Source organism: Neptuniibacter halophilus, from assembly GCF_030295765.1.
In the GTDB taxonomy this organism is placed as follows: Bacteria; Pseudomonadota; Gammaproteobacteria; order Pseudomonadales; family Balneatricaceae; genus Neptuniibacter; species Neptuniibacter halophilus.
Genome location: NZ_AP027292.1, coordinates 1279042 through 1297797, shown reverse-complemented (window position 1 = coordinate 1297797; position 18756 = coordinate 1279042). Strand labels below are relative to the sequence as shown.

Annotated in this window: 13 protein-coding genes; all 13 read right to left on the bottom strand. The window is 55.8% G+C overall.

Features of this window, described 5'->3' with window-relative positions:
• Positions 1-131: 131 nt before the first annotated feature.
• The 13 genes from ilvD to QUD59_RS05870 all read right to left on the bottom strand — a co-directional run bounded on the left by ilvD (position 132) and on the right by QUD59_RS05870 (position 18633).
• Positions 132-1982: a dihydroxy-acid dehydratase gene (gene ilvD / locus QUD59_RS05930; RefSeq protein WP_286240195.1), complete on the bottom strand. Its 1851-nt coding sequence runs from the start codon at positions 1980-1982 to the stop codon at positions 132-134.
• A 2-nt stretch (positions 1983-1984) separates the two neighbouring features.
• Positions 1985-2782, bottom strand: a complete 798-nt coding sequence (locus QUD59_RS05925; RefSeq protein WP_286240194.1) for a 2-keto-4-pentenoate hydratase — start codon at positions 2780-2782, stop codon at positions 1985-1987.
• Between the two features lie 65 nt (positions 2783-2847).
• Positions 2848-4389, bottom strand: a complete 1542-nt coding sequence (locus QUD59_RS05920; RefSeq protein ID WP_286240193.1) for a GMC family oxidoreductase N-terminal domain-containing protein — start codon at positions 4387-4389, stop codon at positions 2848-2850.
• 1 nt (position 4390) lies between these two features.
• Positions 4391-4963 carry a gluconate 2-dehydrogenase subunit 3 family protein gene (locus QUD59_RS05915; RefSeq protein WP_286240192.1) on the bottom strand — a complete coding sequence of 191 codons (573 nt, stop codon included), beginning with the start codon at positions 4961-4963 and terminating at the stop codon, positions 4391-4393.
• A gap of 231 nt (positions 4964-5194) precedes the next feature.
• Complete coding sequence (locus QUD59_RS05910; RefSeq protein ID WP_286240191.1) at positions 5195-6571, bottom strand: FAD-binding oxidoreductase; 1377 nt, start codon at positions 6569-6571, stop codon at positions 5195-5197.
• 158 nt (positions 6572-6729) lie between these two features.
• On the bottom strand, positions 6730-7752 hold the full coding sequence (locus QUD59_RS05905; RefSeq protein ID WP_286240189.1) for an AraC family transcriptional regulator: 1023 nt from the start codon (positions 7750-7752) through the stop codon (positions 6730-6732).
• A 196-nt stretch (positions 7753-7948) separates the two neighbouring features.
• A complete protein-coding gene (locus tag QUD59_RS05900; RefSeq protein ID WP_286240188.1) occupies positions 7949-8971 on the bottom strand; it encodes an AraC family transcriptional regulator in 1023 nt (340 codons plus the stop codon).
• Positions 8972-9005: 34 nt separating this feature from the next.
• Positions 9006-9401 (bottom strand): VOC family protein, encoded by a 396-nt coding sequence (locus tag QUD59_RS05895; RefSeq protein WP_286240186.1) that lies wholly within the window; start codon positions 9399-9401, stop codon positions 9006-9008.
• A 53-nt stretch (positions 9402-9454) separates the two neighbouring features.
• Entirely contained in the window at positions 9455-10423 is a 969-nt protein-coding gene (locus QUD59_RS05890; protein WP_286240184.1) for a HupE/UreJ family protein, read from the bottom strand.
• A complete protein-coding gene (locus QUD59_RS05885; RefSeq protein WP_286240183.1) occupies positions 10404-11261 on the bottom strand; it encodes a peptidyl-prolyl cis-trans isomerase in 858 nt (285 codons plus the stop codon). The genes QUD59_RS05890 and QUD59_RS05885 overlap by 20 nt, the downstream gene beginning before the upstream one ends.
• Complete coding sequence (locus tag QUD59_RS05880) at positions 11261-13135, bottom strand: DUF3604 domain-containing protein (protein ID WP_286240182.1); 1875 nt, start codon at positions 13133-13135, stop codon at positions 11261-11263. Before QUD59_RS05880 ends, QUD59_RS05885 begins: the two co-directional genes overlap by 1 nt.
• 26 nt (positions 13136-13161) lie before the next feature.
• Positions 13162-14967, bottom strand: coding sequence for a DUF3604 domain-containing protein (locus tag QUD59_RS05875; protein WP_286240181.1), 1806 nt, complete (start codon positions 14965-14967; stop codon positions 13162-13164).
• Positions 14968-15123: 156 nt separating this feature from the next.
• Complete coding sequence (locus tag QUD59_RS05870) at positions 15124-18633, bottom strand: indolepyruvate ferredoxin oxidoreductase family protein (RefSeq protein ID WP_286240180.1); 3510 nt, start codon at positions 18631-18633, stop codon at positions 15124-15126.
• Between the last annotated feature and the right edge of the window lie 123 nt (positions 18634-18756).

The following is an 18756-nucleotide window of genomic DNA, read 5'->3' as shown; positions in this document are numbered from 1 at the left end:
CGCCTCTGCTCCGTTGCTGTTTTGACCGACAGGTTATCCGGGGCAGATATCTGCTCAGTGATTGAGGCACAAAAAAACCGGCACCTCCAAAGAGGGCCGGCAAAAAATAACAGCGCTAGCTGCTAGGTGAGTTACTTCAGAATCTCCCGGTTACGAACGCCGCCTTTGTCTGCGCTGGTAGCCAGGTAGCCGAATGCTTTGAGGGAGAGGCTGACACGGCGTTTGCGTGGCTGAGCCGGTTTCCAGGCCTGATCTCCACGGGCTTCCATCGCCTGACGCCGCTGCGCCATTGTCTCATCAGATACCGCGACCTGAATGGAGCGGGCCGGGATATCGATTTTAATCAGATCGCCATCCTCAACCAGACCCAGTGCGCCTTTATTGGCGGCTTCCGGTGAGGTGTGGCCGATGGAAAGGCCGGAGGTTGCGCCTGAGAAACGGCCATCGGTAAGCAGGGCGCAACTGCTGTCCAGCCCCTTGGCTTTGAGCAGGCTGGTGGGGAGTAGCATCTCCTGCATCCCCGGACCGCCTTTAGGGCCCTCGTGGCGGATAATGACGCAGGTGCCGGGTTCAATCTCGTCGGCACTCAGGGCCGCAATGGCCAGATCCTGATCATCAAATACCCGCGCGATCCCTTCGAACAGCAACATCTCTGCGCGCACACCGGCGGTTTTAACGATACAGCCATCCTCGGCGATGTTGCCGAACAGGACGGCCAGCCCGCCTTCCCGGGAGTAAGCGTGGTTTATATCGCGGATACAGCCCTGCTGGCGATCCTTATCCAGTGTGTCCCAGCGACATTCCTGACTGAACGCCTCGGTGGTTCGGATACCGGCAGGGCCTGCACGGAAGAACTGTTCCAGTTGCGGGTCTGGATTGCGGCAAACATCCCATTGTTGCAAGGCATCGGCCAGAGTGGCGCTGTGCACGGTGCTCACAGAGGTGTCGAGCAGGCCGGCCCGGTCAAGCTCGCCGAGGATGCCGAATACACCACCGGCGCGATGCACGTCTTCCATATAGTAATCCGGGGTGGCAGGGGAGACTTTGCACAGATGCGGAATCTGCCGTGAAAGTCGATCGATATCGGCCATGGTAAAGTCGATCTCTCCCTCCTGTGCGGCGGCCAGCAGATGCAGAATCGTATTAGTGGAACCGCCCATGGCGATATCCATGGTCATCGCATTATGGAAGGCGCGGGCGTTGGCAACGTTGCGGGGCAGTACGCTGGCGTCATCCTCTTCATAGTAGCGTCGGGTGATATCAACAATCTGTCGGCTGGCCTGCAAAAACAGCTCACGGCGGTCTGTGTGCGTGGCCAGCATACTGCCATTACCCGGCAGTGCCAGCCCCAGTGCTTCATTCAGACAGTTCATCGAGTTGGCGGTGAACATGCCGGAGCAGGAGCCGCAGGTCGGGCAGGCGTTCTGTTCCATCTCTAACGCTTTTTCATCGGACACATCTTTGCGCATACCGGCGACATAAGCATCCACCGGATCGATACGCAGTATCTGTTCGGCGAGCTGTACCCGACCCGCTTCCATCGGGCCACCGGAGACAAAGATCGTCGGAATGTTAAGGCGCATGGCGGCCATCAGCATGCCCGGAGTGATCTTGTCACAGTTGGAGATACAGATCAGGGCATCGGCACAGTGTGCGTTAACCATATACTCCACGGAGTCGGCAATAATATCCCGGGACGGCAGGCTGTAGAGCATGCCGTCATGGCCCTGAGCAATGCCATCATCGACCGCGATGGTATTGAACTCTTTGGCGATACCGCCTGCCTGCTCAATCTCGCGGGCAACCATCTGACCTATATCTTTGAGATGTACATGGCCCGGTACAAACTGGGTAAAGGAGTTGGCTACGGCGATAATCGGCTTGCCGAAATCCTGATCACATACGCCAGTGGCGCGCCATAGAGCACGGGCCCCGGCGTTTTCGCGGCCGTGGGTGGTTTGTCTTGAACGATACTGTGGCATGATTACTCCTCGCCGAAGTTTATATTGACCTGACCCAGACCGTTATCGAAACGGGCTGAGACCCGATCGCCTGCTTTAACCGGCAGGGCACGAACGAAAGAACCCGAGAAGATCACATCACCGGGCTGGAAGGCGACGCCGAACTCCGCCAGCTTATTGACCAGCCAGACGACCGCGGTCACCGGATTGCCAAGCACTGCTGAGGAGATGCCCTTTTCCAGAACCTCACCATTGATCAGCAGCTCTCCCTCAACATTGCGGATATCGATCTGATCCAGCTTTACCGGATTACCGCCGAGCACGACCCGGCCAACGGCTGCCAGATCAGCGATGGTGTCTCGCACATCCATACCGGGGGCGCGGGCTACGCGGAAATCGACGATCTCAATCGATGGCAGGACAAAGTCGGTGGCCTGAATGACATCAGCCGCATTGACGCCCGGCCCCTGTAGCGGACTTTTGATGACAAAAGCCAGTTCAATCTCAACCAGGGGATCGGTAAATGTGTTTGCAGGAAGCACACTGTCTTCATCCACGAACATCTCGTTCAGCAGCGTGCTGTAGTCCGGTTCCGTTGAGCCCACCATCTCCTGCATGGCTTTCGAGGTCAGGCCGATTTTGTAGCCCTTGATTGTGCTGCCTTCGGCAACAAAATGGCTCAGGACCTGCTCCTGAATGTAGTAAGCATCCTGAGTATCCATCTCCGGATAGCTCCGGGTCAGCAGGGGAAGCTGCTCGTTGTTGCGGTAACAGTGGAAGATCTTTTGCGCGATCTCACGACGGGTATTGAATTCCAGCATTGGTTTATCCTTTACATCGTTACGCGGCCCGGCCCCTGTGCTGAAACCGGGCCGCGAGGTCTTGGTTAACCACCCTGGGCCAGTTTGTGCATCGCACGATCCGCCATCACCATGATCGGAATCATGGTGTGGGTGGAGGCAGTGGTGGGCATTACTGAGCCATCCACAACATAGATATTGTCGAGGTTGTGCAGCTTCAGGTTCTGGTCAACCACACCCTGTTTGGCATCAAGGCCAATCCGGCAACTGCCCTGAACATGGGCGGAGGTCAGGGCGACCATGCCCGGCTCGATCGGGAAATCATCAATCCGTGACAGTTGATCGGCGCTGGTTATCGGGCCGAATACCGGGCTGTTACAGTTGATCTCACGGGCTCCGGCTTCAAACAGAAAATCGGCGGCAGTTCTGAAGCCTCGCTTGAAACGCTGCTTCCACTCTTGCGTAGGGGTGTACTGAATTTTGGGTTTAACTTTGCCATCCGGGCCCCACTCCCAGTCCATCGTACCGGTGGGCTGATCCGGGACCAGCAGGGCAGAGAAGTGGGTGTTGGGATACTGCTGCATCATCCGCTTATGGTCGTGGCCGATGCTGCTGGCGAATTGAGAGAACACTCCGGCCATTCCGCCGACACCTTCCATCCGGAATCCGCCGAGGCCATGTTCAGCACGGTTGTCGTCAAATTCGCTCATATAGACTGATTGCGGTGCCCCACGCCAGGAGGTCATCTTTTCACTGTCCGGGAAAATCGCAGAGATACCAATCTGTGGCTGCAGGGAGATATTTTTGCCGAGTTGCGGCAAGCCTTTATCAAACCCGGAACGTTTCAGGATAGCCGGCGTATGTACACTGCCCGCGGCCATGATGATGCGTTCACAATCGATCACTGCCGGATGGCGCATCTGGCGGCTGCCACGTGCGATGACGCTGGCGTGGATCCGGTATTTGTTGCCGAACAGGCGCTCGATACGGTCGACACGCATGTCGGTATAGATGCGGGCACCCAATTCCGACGCCATCGGCAGATAGGTCAGGTTGGTACCCTGCTTGGCATCGTAGGCGCAGCCCTGAAAACAGTAGCCACTGCCGATACAGTTTTTCCGGTTGGAATTGAAAACGCCGGCCTTATAGCCCAGTCGGTTGGCGGTCTCGAGCAGCACCTTGTTGTTACGGTTGAGAATTTTCTCTTCAAGGCGGTGAACGTTGAGCGTTTTATATACCCGCTCGTAAGAGGCTGCGAGGCTCTCCTCGGTCAGTTGGTCGAGTCCGAAATGACGTTGCCAGTGATGCAGTACTTCGGCCTCAATGGGGGTCGCATCGGCGGTGTTGATCACCGTGGAACCGCCAAAGCAGGAGCCCTGCCAGACATAGATCATGCCATCGGTGGTGGTCTGGCGTCCGGCACCGCGGTACAGTGCCGGCATCATGTCTTCTTCGCGCTGGTTAAAGTCCCGGGCCTGAAAGTAACCACCTTCTTCGAGAACCACCGTTTCAAACCCTGCGGCGGCCATATGGTAAGCGGCAACCCCGCCACCGGCACCGGAGCCGATAACGACCGAATGGGTTTTCAGCTTCAGGGGTGCAAAAATTTCATGTCCTTGAATAATCATATCAACTCTCCACCTGCGGATAGACCGGTTTGTCACGTTTCACCAGTGGCCCCTCATAACCGATCTCTGGCCATGCCTCTGTAGCGGTGTAGAAATAAAACATGCAGAGACTGCGCAGGCCGACAAAGACTGCGGTGGCATCGCCGCCGGCATCACGCAGGGTCAGTAACAGGCTTTCCCGCTGTTCGGCCGGGAGCCCGGAGAAGGTGCCTTCGAGCCCGATCAGTGACGGGGCTTTATGTTCCAGAAACAGCAGGGCACCTCGAATCCCCTGCATCAAAACCTCGTCACCGGCATCCAGATAGGCGTCGATACGAAATGCCAGATCAATATCCAGTGCACCCAGCGAAAACGCGCCGCCGCGTGGAATAATCGTGTCACTGACCCGGGATAATATGCGGTACTCTTCGGCGCTGAGGGTTTGCAGTGCCGGTTCTTCAGGAAGTGTCGCAGCGCTGTTAGCAATCGCCTGCAAACTGATCGATGAAGCAACGGCGCTGGCGCCAAGAGCCAGTAGTCCGCGGCGCAGGAACAGCCGTCGTGTAACTGTCGGGATTCGGTTATTTGTACCCATCTGTCTTAGCCTTGTTGTATTTATTGTCTAAGGGTCCGGTTCGCCTGCTCGGTGATGCAGAGTTAGCAGCGAAGGATGAATTTGCTGGTTTACATGCTAGGTCTGGAAGGGGTTGTCATCTTGACAATTAATGCCTCGGGGTTGACATAAAATGTCAGCGAAAGCGTGCGCCGGGACAAACAAAAAAGAGCAGACGATGCTGCTCTTTGGGGTTGTATTTTTAGCCGATGATCAGAGGTCAAAAACCCGGCCGGGGTTGAGGATGTTGGCCGGATCCAGTGCCCTTTTCAGGGTTTTCATCAGCTCAATTTCAGCCTCTGAACGGCTGTATTTCAGGTACGGCTTTTTGTCATAACCGATGCAGTGTTCGGCGGAAACGGAGCCGCCGATGCCTGCCAGCGGGGCGTAAACCAGCTCGTCCAGTGTGGCCTTTTCCGCGTAGGGAACCTTACCGATAATCAGGTGCAGGTTGCCATCACCGAGGTGGCCAAAAACCACCTGATGATGATCCGGCCAGTGCTGGCTGAGAGCCTGCTGAAGCTGGTTCAGGTAGGCCTCCATCTCAGGAATTGGCAGGCTGATATCAAAGCCATGAACGGGCGACAGATTGAGCAGGGCTTCCACATCGTCGCGAATCGCCCAGATCTTCTCGCGTTCAGCTTCTGACCGGGTCAGGATGGCATCGCTGATCAGTTCTGCTTCCAGAGCCGCTTCCAGCAGGCTTTCCAGTCGCTGTTGTTCCTGTTCATGGTTACTGCCCTGAGTTTCGATAATGACGTAAAACGGATACTCATCGTTCATGGGGGCGGTGTGCCGATCACCGGAGGTGACCAGACGATAGAAACTGTTCCACATCACTTCGAAAGAGCTGAGCCCGCCGCCAAGGCCCGACTCGGCCAGATTAAGCAGTTTGCTGAGTTGGGAAAAGTCTTGCACCGCGACCAGCGCAGTGGCTTCCGCACTGGGTTTGGGACGCAGGCGCAGCACCGCTTTACTGACGACGCCGAGGGTGCCTTCACTGCCGATAAACAACTGTGGCAGGTCATAACCGGTGTTGTTCTTGATCACTTTGTTGAGTGAACTGATGCAGGTACCGTCAGCGAGAACGGCTTCCAGACCGAGGACCGAAGCGCGGGTCATGCCGTAGCGTAATACCCGGTTACCCCCGGCATTGGTGGCGATGGTGCCGCCAATGGTGGCGCTGCCGCGAGCGCCCAGATCTACCGGATAGAACAGGTCAGCGGCTTCGGCTGCTTCCTGCACAGCCTGCAGGGTGACCCCGGCTTCCACGGTCAGGGTCCGGTTGACCCTGTCCAGTTCAATCACTTTTCGCATCCGCTCCAGCGAGACAACAATCTCATCTGCTTTAGTGAACGCACCGGCCACCAGTCCGGTCAGGCCACCCTGAGTGGTGACCGGTTGCTGGTGCTGGTGGCAGAGTTTCAGGACTGCGCTCAGCTCTTCACTGTCAGCGGGACGGACAACCGCTTTAGCCTGACAGCTCTGGCCATTTAATAAGCCGTCCTGACGCTGGCTGACATCGCTGCCGGTCAGAAGCCCTGTATCACCGACGATGTCTCGCAGTGCTGTGAGTAGATTTTGTTTCATAGTGGCACGCTTCATTCTGATGGCTGTATTCAGGCCGGGGAGCCTGAACCGTTTCAGTTAAGTTAGTGTGCCGAAGGCTTAAGGGCTTGATAATTTACACTATCAATTTGTCATTTGATGACAGGGGTAACCGTTCTCCGGACGGTTACCCCTTCATCTCAGCCGGCAAGGCGAAAGGTCTGGCTGCGCCACTGTTGAGGCGTGATGCCGGACCAGCGCTTGAACGCACGGGAGAAAGCGCTGAGCTCGGAGTAGCCGAGATTGAGAGCCACATCGGTAATGGAGTAGTGCTGGTCGAGGTAGGTTCGGGCAATTTCAAAGCGTACTTCATCCAGCAGAGCACGAAACTCGGTGCCGTCCAGACGCAGCTCCCGCTGCAGTGTACGCACATTCATTCCCAGCATTGGTGCAATGGTGGTCAGACTGGCTTCGCCGGTAGGTATCAGCTCATAGATCAGCTTGGAAACTTTCAGTTTCAGGGGCTGCTCTTTACCTTCAGATTCCCGGCTCAGGAAGTTCTCAAGGTAGTGTTTCACCTCCTCTGAAGCGGCCGAGGGTTTCTGCCTGAGGATATGCGCCGGAAAGATTAATTCGTTCTTATCGGTGCCGAAACTGATCCGGGCGCGGGTGTATTTCTGATACTCCTCCAGCGGCGCCAGTGGTTCATGTTTGAAATGAATCCGGGTGCAACTGGCCAGATCCGGGGATAGCTGGTTGAGGACGTTATAGCCCTGCAGCAGGCTCATCTCCATCAACTGAATCTGACAGATGCCCGGATCGATCTGGATTTTCACCCCCAGATGCATATTCCTTTCCTGTTCGCTGAAGCTGATGCTGACGCCCTGTGCATGGAAGTGAAAATATTTCTGGATCACATCCAGGCTTTCCCCCACGGTTGCACTTTGTGAGGCCAGCAGGCCCAGCGGACCGTAGGTTTTCAGGCCCTGATGGGTTGCCAGTTCGAAACCGAACAGGGGATGATCGGCGGCATCGGCGGAACGGTTCAGCAGGCTGGCAAATCGGTCGTAGCAGATCATGATATCTTCAGACCGGAGAACGGTGTTGGAAAGCTCCTCCTGAGCCAGCAGTTCCATCGCATTGACATGGTGGCGGGTGCACACCTGATGGTAGCCACTCAGGGAGCTGCTTTTTACTTTTGGCGGTATCTTTGTATAGGTCATTGTGATCATCTTTTTTATTTTTATAGTGTCGTCAATGATCAATCTGGTGCCATTTTTTGTCAAATGGGCGGTTATGGTGCAATAAAACGGCGAAAACCCTGAATTCATGCGGTCTGGACGCATAATAGTGGGCAAAAAATAAACAATGCTTGTCGTAAAATGTCAGGCGTTTGACATATTTTGTCTTGTTTTGCCGTTACATGCTCTCAGATTGGGCCTGTTCCCGCCAGCGTTGAGGGGCGATGCCACTCCAGCGTTTAAACGCTCTTGAGAATGCGCTCAGTTCGGAATAGCCGAGTGTCCGGGCAAGGGCAGCCAGGGAAATCTCCGGGTCCTGCAGGGCTTCCTGTGCCAGTTCGTAGCGGACCTGTTCGAGCAGGGTGCGGAAATCAGTACCCTGTAGTTTTAACTGGCGCTGCAGGCTGCGGGTGTGCAAGCCCAGTAATCGGGCGACCGAGTTGGCATTGCCTTCACCGGCGGGAATCAGTTCACGGATCAGCCTGATAACCAGAGGCTGTAGCTGATGGCCGTGGCTTTCACTCAGTTGCTGCAGAAACGAGTCAAAGTAGAGTTGTGCCCGTTCTGAGGGAGGCGCCGGGGCTTTGCTCAGGAATGAGGTTGGAAACAGTATTCGGTTTTCTGGTGCTGAGAAATTGGGCTCAATACCGATGATCGGAATGTAGCTCTCGGGTGCAGTGTTGGCCGGATGGCGGAAGCTGACCCCGGTAATGGGTATCGAGGGTGCCAGCGCCCTCAGCACACTCAGGGCACGACCGAGACCGAGCTCAGTGATCTGGCTCATGTCGTCGATGTTATCAAGGTTGATCAGGTAGGTCAGGGCGCTGTTTTCGCCGAAATCGTCCAGCGTCAGGGTAACGTGCTGTGCGTGTATATCGAAATATTTCTGAATGACCCGGAGGCTCTCGCCGATGCTTTCGCAGTGACTCGCCATCAATCCCAGTGGCCCCAGTGCCTCGATGCCGACTTTGCTGGACAGCATCATTGAGAAGAGCGGGTTTTCCGAACTTTTGGCCGCATAGTTAAGCGCACGCACCATCCCCTCGTAGGGGATGCGCAGCTCTCTGGAGTGCAGTGCATCCGGGGTAACTCCGCCGTGCTCGAGCATCTTGACCGGGTTCAGCCGGTGCTGGCGACAGTGTTCAGTAAATCCTAACAGGGCACTACTGCGTATGGTTGGAGCCTGTTCTTGGCGGCGCATGGCGATATCAATCCTGATCCAGATAAAGTTAAGCTTATTGAAAACGACCCAGGCGTTCCAGCACTTCGATCTTATATCCATCCGGGTCGGTGAGGAAAAAGAAACGGGCCATGATCTGCTCGCCCTGACCGAACTCCTTCAGTTCTGTGGGGTTGAACCCTTGTTCTTGCATTTGGGCATGAAAGCTACGTGCATCTTCGACCGAAACCGCAAGATGGCCGTAACCGCTGCCGTGGCTGTAGGGTTCCTCTGCGTCCCGATTGAAGGTCAGCTCCAGTTCGAACTCGCTCTCTTCATTGCGCAGATAGACCAGACTGAAATCTTCCATATCGAAGCGGCCAGCCGGGTGCAGGTTCAGTGTTTGCTGATAATACCGGATTGAACGATCCAGGTCGGAAACCCGGATCATGGAATGGATCATTTTAGCCATCAGGCGTTCCCTCGGGATTAAGCGCAGGGCGCAGGGCGCCCATACGCGACAGATCAGAAGCCGGCGATGCGTTCAATTGTCCAGAACGCGGCCAGGGCTCCACAGCTATAGATCATAACCTGCTGAATAGCGGGAAGGGGCAGTATAGGGATGCGTCTGAGAAAATAAAACAGGCCTATCAGACTGAATATAAAGAGTAACTGACCAATCTCAACGCCGATATTAAAGAACAGCAGGGCGGTAACCATCTCCGTTTGCGGCAGGCCTATTTCGCCGAGTACAGCGGCAAAGCCAAAGCCGTGAATCAGTCCAAACAACAGTGAAATGGCAACCGGATAACGCCAGGCCAGACTATTGCTGCGGCCACGGGCGATCTCGGCTGCCAGAAACAGAATACTCAGGGCGATCACCGCTTCTACCGGCGCGATTGGCAGACGGACTATTCCCAGTGTGGTCAGCACCAGCGTCAGCGAGTGCGCCAGGGTAAAGCCTGAAACGGTTATCAGGGTACGTTTCAGCGTGCCGGAGATCAGCAGCAGGCAAAGCAGGAACAGCAGGTGATCCCAGCCGATCAGGATATGTTCAATGCCAAGCACGGTGTAATCACTGATCACCTGACCGGTTTCGATCTGGGTCGGTACCTGCCATTGGCTTTCGCTGGGCGAGAGCAGGGTTTGATATTGCTCGCCGGAGCGAAATGAGATCCGGATCAGGGTGCTGATTGAGGGGTTGAAGTCGGGGTATTGAAAGCCGATAACCTGACTGGCCAGTGATTCACTGCACTGGACTCGCAGCAGCAGGCCGGCCCCTTCACGCAGACAGCTATCAGGCAATATCAGGTAGGGGCGGTTGCTGCTGTCTACTGAAGGGGGTACCTGCAGTTTCAAAAGGTAGTGGTGAGCCGGGGTTGCCGATTCCAGTTCATCAATCTGCAGGTAGAGCGGACGGGCATCATGAGCTGAGGCTGCTGCCGATAACAGTAACAGGCAGGTCAGCGTGAGCTTAGAGATGAGTTTCAACATGATATTTCTCCACGATCTGCTGAATCGCCAGTTCCTGTGTCTGTTTTTGTTCCCAACGCAGGTAATCACGTTCTACCCGTTCTGATATCTCGCTGAGCTGCGGAACCCGGCCCGGCCGATATTCACTGAGTAACAGCAGATGTAAGCCGTGTTCTGAGCGCAAGGGCCCCTGCCATTGGTGTTGGCTGGTTTTCAACTGACTGAGTTGATTGCGGAACTGCTCACCAAAATGGCTGGCGATAAAATCCGCAGTACGTTCGACGTAGTTACGGTGATAGAGAAAGCGGTCACCAAAGCCTGTGGCTGATGAAAAGTCGACCTCTTCACGGTTGAGTTGCTGCAGCAATGCCTCTGCCTGAGTGTTATCACCGGAACGGATAAACACGTGGGTAAAGGTGTACGAAGGTTCTTCGTAGTAGTCCTGACGGTGTTGTTCGAAATACTCGCTGACTGCAGCATCATCCGCTTCGACTAACTGCTCAGCCATGCCCTGAGTGATAAATTCAAGTTTCTGTACCGAGCGGCGGCGGATAATGTAATCGTTTTCGCTCATTCCCAGTGCCTCGGCTTCCCGGTAGAGGGCTTCTTCACGCACATAATCACTGATCAGTTTCTGCCGCTCTCCGGTGCTCATCTGATCCAGCTTTGCTGAGGCCAGCTCGGGTTGAAACGCTTTGGAGCGGTACTGGATGAAAGTCAGCAGTGCGTTACGGTCGACCACGATTGTATTTTCAGCAAGCTGCTCTTCAGGTGCAGCGATCTGTTCATAGGTCGCAAAGAGTACAGCGCCTGCCAGTGTGAAATGCAGTAAAGGGTCTTTAATCAATTTTCCAAACATCACTCTCTCTCCGCGGTGGGGGTGTACCAGATGGGTGAGGTGTAAGCACGCTCCTGAATCACATCAGGCATCTCACTCCGTAAAGGGTGGTTAAAGTGTTTCTTGTCATAAGCAGTCCAGCGTGGCGTCGGGATCTGAAGTACCCGGGCGTAGTAAAAAGCCCGTTCTGACGGGTCAAAGTCAGGGTCGGTCCAGACCTGACTCAGTTCAGCGCTGCCGACACTGTTTTGCCAGGTTGCCTGTTCGGGGTCAGCGGTATTGCCTACCGGGGGAAGTTTGCCGTTGCTGTCAGGTTGTCTGTCGCCGCTCCAGACGACGTCATAAACTTTCTCGTGAAGCGTGCCATCTTTTTCGTGCCAGCCTTTGATGATCTGTATCCGATCGAGGTTGGCCCCTTCCGGGTCGCGACTGGCGTTGAGCATGAAACGTGGCGCGGTGTTGGCGGGTGCATCAGACAGATCTCCTCCCATCGGGACCCCTTTTGCGTAACCGCGGGCAACATAATCCGGATAGTCAGCTTCATTGCCGGCAAACTCCCAGCCGGCAAAAAATCGCACGGTTATGCGGGGGCCGGTAGTTGCGTAGGTTTCCCGTCGCTTGATGGCATCAAAGAGGGATTCACGGGTGTTTTCCTGCGCCCAGACAGCGGCGTAACCTGAGGCGACTGATTCATCTACGGTCAGGCTATAGACTTTGTTCTGTTTGCCCGCCGTATAGGCTGCAATTTCCCCGCGTTTAGCGCTGGGCTCAAACATACTGAATTTGCCCCAGAAATTATTCTCTTCAACAGCGGACAGGCTGGTGTGCGCATCGGTACTGCCGATCATGCCGAATTTGAAGGGGTTAACGCCCAGTTGTGCTTCCTGCTGCAGGCCCAGCTTCAACGCCGAACGGGCGTATTCATAGGGCAGCATGGCCGGTTGCTTGGCAGATAATGCACTCAGGTTGCCTTTATCCCAGGTTTCAAAGTCGGCGAATTCATCAGCGGGTGAGAGTGTCGGGTGGGTCTCTCCGTCGCCTTTTATCTGGGTGACTTCGACCACCGGTTCCCAGCGGCTTCGGGTTTCGGCGTAAGCGCGGTTGAGGCTGTTGCCCTGCCGGTCGGTCAGCGCAAACATCAGGCCATTACTGAGATTACCGTTATGGGGAATGGCGAGTACCCGCCCTCCGGTCGTGTCCTCATAGGTCTGCAGGTGATTCCACAGGTTTTCAGGATCTTCACTGTCGAAGGCGGAGAAGGGCAGCATCTGCCCGGCCAGGCTGGCGTCATCGGCAAACAGCACCACCCTGTGCAGGTTGTCGCCGCCCGGCATCGTAGTCCATTCGTAACCGATGAATGCCGTAAACTTGCCCGGATCATTGTAATGATCAGCGATGCGGGTGATGTCATCCCAGGCGCTGCGCTCAACCTGAATATTACTCAGGCTTTTGCGGTTTTCACCGATGTCGACGTTCATTTCCAGCAATGCTTTGAGGGACTCCTTTCCGCCAGCTCTGAGCATGCTGTCCCAGCGCTTGCCTGTCGGATCACTCAGGAGCTGTTTGTTACCTGCAGCGAGCATCGGCACCAGCCCGAGGTACTCGGCATGGTCTGACACCATCAGGAAGTCCAGCGGGCGATTGAGGCGGGCGCTCATGCCATTATGAGCGGTAATCTCCTTACCCCGGGCGAAACGATAGGCTTCTTCAGGGCTCAGGCCCCGGTTGCCCATCATCGCTGCATCAAACGAGTAGGATGTGTGCAGGTGGGTATCGCCCCAGTACACCTGTTGCGGGTAATGGGTGCCAGCCAGAGGTGAGTATGAGCCCTCCGCCGCCTGGGCAGAGGAGAGCAGCGAACTGGCCAGCAGCACGGAGCACAGCGTGGTTTTCATGGCTACGAATCCTTCTCAGGCCGGGTTCAGGGTGTATACCAGATGGGAGAGGTATAAGCCCGTTCCTGAATCGTTGACGGTTGTTTCATGTCAGAGATCCGTTTACCCAGTGCTACAGCACTCAGCATGGTATGACGTGCCGTTGGAATTTGCAGAACGCGGAGGTAGTAAAAGGCTCGCTGGTTGGGATCGAAAGTCGGGTCTTGCCATACAGTAACCAGCTCTTCAGCACCGATATTGTTGCTGTAACGTCCGGTTTTCGGATCGACGGTATTACCGACCGTCGGGGTGTCGGCTCCGAGGTCTTGCCGATTATCGGAAAGAGCGACGTTAAAGACCTGTTCATGGCTGTTGCCTGCATCATCCAGCCAGCCCTTAACGACCTGTACCCGGTCAAGGTTGGCATCGCGTGGGTCTTTTACCGCCTGAATCAGAAAGTTCGGGCTTTTACCGGCAGGGGCCTTGCTCAGATCGCCACCCATAGGAACGCCTTTGCGGTAGCCGGTGGCCGCCAGATCATGGGTTTCGGCATCGGCAGGGGTGAAGTCGAAACCGGCAAACATGCGTACCTGAATACGCGGACCGCTGGTGGCATAGACCTCTTTGCGTTTAAAGGCCGCAAAGATACTCTCGCGGGTATTCTGATCGGCCCAGGCCGCCACCATGCCAGCGGCAGACATACTCCAGCCATCAGCCTGCGGGGTGGCTTCCTGATCGAGATTTTCCGGGATTGAATCGATACCGAATTTGCCCCAGAAGTTAGGTTCAAAGGCGGTAGTTAAACCGGTGTGTGAGTCGGTTGAGCCGATCATGCCGAATTTAAATGGATTGGCGCCGGTTTCTGCCTCAATTTCCAGACCGCGTTTGAGTGCGCTGCGGGCGTAATTGCCAGTCTGGTCAGCCTGTTTCACGGCCCCTGCGCCGAAACTCATTACGTGTTCGAACTGTTCGAAATCGGCGAATGGATCATCCGGAGAAAGGCTCGGGTGGGCTTCTGAGTCGCCTTTAATCTGGGTGACCTCGGCCACCGGTTCCCAGCGCATCCGGGTACGCGCATAGTCAGCGCTGATCGGATGGCCATAGCTGTCGACCCGGTTAAACATCAGCCCGTTACTGATATTTGAGTTATGCGGGATGGCAACGAAATCAGCGTTGCTGGACTTTGAGGTCTGTTCCAGCCAGTTCCATAAATCTTCAGGCCGGTTACTGTCGGCCGAGGAGTAGGGCAGGAAGCTTTTGGCTTCTTTTTCGCCTTTATCGGTGAATACGATACGGTGCAGGTTGGCACCTCCGGGCATGGAGGACCACTCCCAGCCAATAAAAGCGGTAAATTTACCCGGTTCGTTATTATCTTCTGCCGCTTTGATGATGCGGTCCCAGATCGGCCGGCGCATCGTGTCGCTGAGCAGGTCCTGATAAGGCTTGCCTTTCACCAGCGCGCCAGCTGCATCGTAGTAGACCGATTTGGAGCCTTTGCTGTGCCACAGGTCGATCATTCGCGGACCGTTCTCAGTTTCTTTCAACAGGGGGCTGTTTTCCCGGATCAGTTGCATCATGCCCATATATTCGGCGTGGTCGGCAACGACCAGAAAATCCAGCGGCCGGTTTAACTGCACCCGGGTGCGGTTATAGGGATGGATAACGGGCTCACCTTTGGCAAAGCGGTAAGCGGTATCCGGATCTGCGGTTTCATTGCCCATGGCAAAAGCATCACCGGAATAGGATGTGTGCAGGTGGGTGTCACCCCAGTACAACTGAGTGGGTGCTGCGTTGAGCGTTGTGGCGGAGCTGGCTGCCAGCGCAATCAGGCTGGCCAGAAGTTTTTTATTCATCAGGTAGCGTCTCCATCAGGGCGTGTGGAGTGTGCCCATTATTATTTTTTCCCAGCCTACAGGGGCTCAGGAGATCTGAATTGACATAAGATGTGTGTCGCTTGATAGTTTGCGACAGGGTATGCGGGCCTCTTACGAGGCCCGGGTGGCAGGTGATCAGCCGGCTTTGTAGAACTGCGGTTGCTGATCGCTGGCGATCCGCTGATCCGCTTTACTGAACGCGTCCAGCAACTGTTTTTGCTGAGCTTCGGCTTCGGCAATCGCCTTCTCTTTAACGTGACCATAGCCACGTATCTCTTCCGGTAGTCTGGCAATCTTTACCGCGATATCCAGATTACCTTCGGCGAGCTGTGTCAGCAGCGCTTCAATGGTATTCCGGTAGTCAATGATCAACTGGCGTTCCTTGCGGCGCTCGGCGGTGTAGCCAAACAGATCCAGACGTCCGCCCCGCAGCTTTTTCATTTTGCTCAGCAGGCGGAACAGCGGCAGTACCCAGCCGCCGAACTCCTGTTTGCGCAGGTGTCCGGTCTGCGGGTCGCGCTTGTTGAGTAGTGGCGGTGCGAGATTGAAGCGAAGTTTGTAGTCGCCACTGAACTGCTGCTCCAGTTTGCGCTGGAATTGACCATCGGTATACAGGCGGGCGACCTCGTACTCATCTTTGTAGGCCATCAGTTTGAAGTAGTTACGTATCACCGCATCAGACAGCAGATGCTGGCCCGGAGTTTTCTCCTGCTCGACCTGACGGACCTGTTCTACCAGTTGCAGATAGCGTTGTGCGTAAGATTCATCCTGATAAGCGGTGAGGTGATCGATGCGACGCTGTAATGCCTCTTCCGGCGAGGCTGCCAGATCTGGTCTGGATGCGGCAAGCTGGGCATCGATCAACTGTGTCAGGCTGTTGAGATCATGGGCCGCGAGCCGGCCGAGACGAAACGCCTGCTGGTTAAATTCAACGGATACCGCGTTGATCTCTATCGCCTTGAGAATGGCTTCTGCCGACAGAGGCAGCCAGCCTTTCTGGAAGGCGAAGCCGACCATAAACATGTTGGCGGCAATGCTGTTGCCGGTCAGGGCATTGGCAATTTTGCTGGCATCGACGCTGGCCACCCGGTCGCCGAGCACTTTCTGGATGCCCTGAATCAGCACCGGTGTCGGCAGTTCGAAATCGCGCACCAGTTGCAGCGCCGCAGTCGCGACCGGATCGGTGTTGAGGACTGCCCGGGTGTGGCCGGCACGGATTGAACGCATGGAGCTTTCGCTGGCGGTGACCACCAGATCACACCCCAGAATCAGGTCTGCATCGCCGGGGCCGATCGGCAGGCTGGTGATATCTTCCTGATGCCTGGCAATGCGCAGATGGCTCTGTACAGCGCCGCCTTTTTGCGCAAAACCGGTCATATCGTAGATTGATATCGCTTTGTCTTCGAGATGGGCCGCCATTCCCAGAACGGCGCCGATGGTGACAACGCCGGTACCGCCGATACCGTTGATCATGACCGCGTAGCTGTGATCAAACTCCGGCAGTGCCGGGGTTGGCAGTTCGCGGCTGAGAATATCGCCCAGTTGTGTGGTTTCGGTTTTACGCAGCTTGCCGCCTATTACGGTAACGAAAGAGGGGCAGAAACCATCCACACAGCGGTAATCTTTGTTGCAGGAGGACTGGTCGATCACCCGCTTGTTACCGAGTTCGGTTTTACGGGTTTGCAGGCTGACGCAGTTGGCCTGTGCCGAACAGTCACCGCAGGCTTCGCAGACCTGATCGTTGATAAACATCCGCTTGTCCGGGTCAGGGAATTGCCCGCGTTTACGGCGACGACGTTTTTCAGCGGCACAGGTCTGGTCGTGAATCAGGACGGTTACCCCTTTGGTGTCGCGAAGTTCGCGTTGCAGGCGGTCCAGCTCACGGCGATGGTATATCTCGACGCCGCTGGCGAAGGCCGGCTGGTTTTTGTAACGCTCCGGATCATCGCTGGTGACCACGACCCGTTTCGCGCCCAGAGCACTGACCTGCTGGCTGATCTGCTGCGGCGTTAACTGGCCTTCAGCCGGCTGACCGCCGGTCATGGCGACGGCGTCGTTATAAAGAATTTTGTAGGTAATGTTGGTTTTCTGTACGGCCGCAGCATGAATAGCCAGCAGCCCCGAGTGGGTATAAGTGCCATCGCCCAGATTCTGGAAGCGGTGTTTATCCTCAACAAAGTGTGACAGGCCTACCCAGTTATGTCCTTCACCTCCCATCTGGGTCGGGAAGGAGGTGTTACGGTTCATAAACCCGGCCATGGCATGACAGCCAATTCCGGCCATCGCTCTGGAGCCTTCCGGGACTTTGGTTGAGCTGTTGTGCGGGCAGCCGGAGCAGAAGTAGGGAATACGCACCAGTTGCGGAATAATCGCCCCGCAACCACCACGAATCGTGGCAAGGTACCGATCGCAGTTGGCCTCGGTCTGATCATCCAGCATCTGATTGGCGGCCAGACGGTCACGGATCAGGGCGACCAGTTCTCCCGGTGAAACCGCGCCATAGGTTTTCTGGACAGGTTGGCCCTGTTCATCCTTTTTACCAATAAGGCGGGGGCGCTTCTCTGCCGGCCAGTTGAACAACTGATCGGCGATCTGTCCCTCCATCAGGGGGAGTTTCTCCTCAATGACCAGCAGTTCATCATGGCCTTCGGCGAACTCGGCCAGACCCTGATCCTCCAGTGGCCAGGGCATAGCGATCTTATACAGGCTGATGCCCATCTGCTGCGCCTGTTCCAGACTGATACCCATCAACTGCAGGGCGCGAAGAATATCCTGATAGACTTTGCCGCTGCTGATAATACCCAGTTTGCGCTGTGGCGCTTCAAGGGTGATACGATCCAGTTTGTTGAGACGGGCAAAGGCTTTCACCAGCGGAATTCGGCCGCTGTAAGCCATGCGTTCAGCGGTGGCTGCCGGGCCCAGACCGCCCTGAGGTGGCACAAAATGCGCTTCTGGCGGTACCTCCAGCCCTTCGGGTTCGCGGCACTCAACGCGGCTCGGGTCGAGCTCAATGGTTGCCGTACCCTCGACGGTTTCATTCACCACTTTCATGGTTACCCAGGCTCCGGAGTATCGGGACAGCGCCCAGCCGATCAGCCCGTAGTCGATCACCTCCTGTACGCTGGAGGGGTATAAAATTGGTGAGCCGTTGGCGATCATCTCCGGTTCAGAAAAATGGGCGATGGTTGACGATTTGGCAACATGATCGTCACCAGCAATCAGCAGGACGCCGCCATGTCTGGAAGCGCCAAAGAAACTGCCGTGCTTGATCGCGTCACCGGAGCGGAATACGCCCGGGCCTTTGCCATACCAGATGGAGAAAACACCATCGAATTTTTTCTGTGCTTCGGATTCGATCTGCTGAGTACCCCATACCGCAGTGGCGGCGAGGTCCTCATTGACGCCCGGCTGAAAGATGATATCGGCGGCTTCCAGCATCTTTTTGTTCTTCGACAACTCCATATCATAGGTGCCGATCGGCGAGCCGCGATAGCCGGAAATATAACCGGCGGTGTTGAGTCCGGCAGCCTGGTCTTTCTGCTTCTGCAGTAAGGGCAGTCGAACCAGGGCCTGGTTACCGGTCATATAAAGTGTGCCGGTCTGTTTTATGTATTTATCGTCCAGTGAAACCTGTTTAAGGGCCATGGCCAATCCTCACTATGTTGCCTGTTATTGTCATTTGCGGCGTTATTCAGGAATGCTCCGGAGGTCTTACCCGGGCGTCGCTGTACCGGGATGTTGCGCCGGCTCTGGGTGAGCCGGACGAAG